Genomic DNA, 1,655 nt, shown 5'->3' on the forward strand with positions numbered 1-1,655 from the left:
AAGTATCGCTTGACAAGACTTTTGGTTATCAGCCTTATATCATAGATTCTGCTTGTTCTCTTGAACTTTCAGCGCAAAATTTACTTGATGAAGGTCACACTTTTGATGAGATAGAACAGAAACTAGACCAATATTATAAAGCTGATAGATTCAAGAAAAAGCGCATTTATGAGGCTAGCAACAATTATCCTTTTGTTGCTTGGAAATTAGAGGGTCAGATTCCATTTCCAGGGCCTCATATTTTTCAGAAAAAACTGATTTCTTTGTGGAATATGCTTCCTGCTGCTAGTTACCCTGGATTAAAGAAGCTTGACTTGCGAATTACTAAGGAGTGTTTGACTTGGGACAAACTAGATAGAGAAAGTCAAGAGGGCTATAAAATAATGTTGAGGCTTGTTATTGGATTTCTTCTTTGTTTTATTAGCTTATTTGTGATTAATACTTTTCTATTCAGAAATCCTTTGCTAGTATTTGTTTGCTGTGCTGGTTCGTTTTATTTACCCATTCAAATGTTTAAATAATATGGAATATTTATCTCGGAATATTAGAATTGACTGGCTGCGATTTCAGGTGTCTAGTTATCATCCCAGTATGCTCCGACAAATTCAGCGTATTTTGGGATTACCATTTGAACGTAAGCAGCAACAATTCCAAGATGTTCGCGATACTAACGTTTTTGCCTTAAATAAAATTTGGCATGAAGTTCACGAATTTCAAGGTAGCTTAATAGGCACTCGCTATCCGGCTGCTGGAACTCATGAACCTTACAAACATTTTGTTGACCTTAATGGGTCTACGCTTGCGGGTGTTACTTTTGATAAGGTTGCAGCTCTTTTAGCGTCTTGCCAGCTTGAAGAAGAATTTATTGGCAATAGAATTGACATTGCTCTTGATTTTCCCGTTCAAGCTCCTCGATTGTCGCGGCGTTATTGGGAGCTTTTTTTGGCTGATAATTTGCTTGTTGGCTATCGTGCTGTTAAACGCATTTCTAATTCTGGCAACAACCGACCTGGGACTACTGTTTATTTGGGTTCCCGCGAGTCCGAGCGATTTGTTCGGATTTACGATAAAAATATTGATGGAATCGACTACGATCGCCTTGAGATTGAATTTAAGCGTACCCGTGCTGAGTGGATTATGCAGGAGATGGTTGCTTGTCCTGTTGAAGAGCTGCCTAAATTTTTAAATGGTGTGGTTTGCGGTCAAATCAATTTTTCTAGGCAGCGCGAAGATATAGAGTTTTTTAAAGATTACAAATACGGTCCGATATCCGTTCCCTCGCCGTCGCTGCATCTTGATATTGAGCGCTCGATCGCCTTCATTGAGAAACACTGCGCTACTCTGGCGATGGTTGAGGAATTTATGGGGTCTGAGCGTTTCGACAAATTTATGCGATCGATGTTGGCGGCCGGTAAATTGCGGATGAAACCGCGTCACAGGTCTATTTTGCAGAATGCGAAGTTTTTGGGTGTCACTGCTCTCGGAGTTTTTTTGATATTGGTTCAGACTCCTGGTGCGATCGCTGGTGGGTTGAGTTGCCCGGCTCCCGTGCCACTTTCATTTCAAATGAGCCAGAAGTTTCCGATCGACATCGTGCAGCCGACCCCGGCAGAGCAGGCTTATTTTGATAACATCGGTGATGGTTGCTTTCAAAT

The 1,655-nt window shown here is 41.1% G+C and carries 2 protein-coding genes; both read left to right on the forward strand.

Annotated features, from left to right (window positions below):
- Positions 1-521 (forward strand): hypothetical protein (locus QUB11_RS31080; RefSeq protein ID WP_333207547.1); only part of this gene is annotated, 521 nt, incomplete at its 5' end.
- A gap of 1 nt (position 522) precedes the next feature.
- The coding region (locus QUB11_RS31085) for a replication initiation factor domain-containing protein (RefSeq protein ID WP_333207545.1) at positions 523-1,655 on the forward strand (1,133 nt) is incomplete at its 3' end.

This window comes from Microcoleus sp. B6-A1 (genome assembly GCF_036705085.1).
In the GTDB taxonomy this organism is placed as follows: domain Bacteria; phylum Cyanobacteriota; class Cyanobacteriia; order Cyanobacteriales; family Microcoleaceae; genus Microcoleus.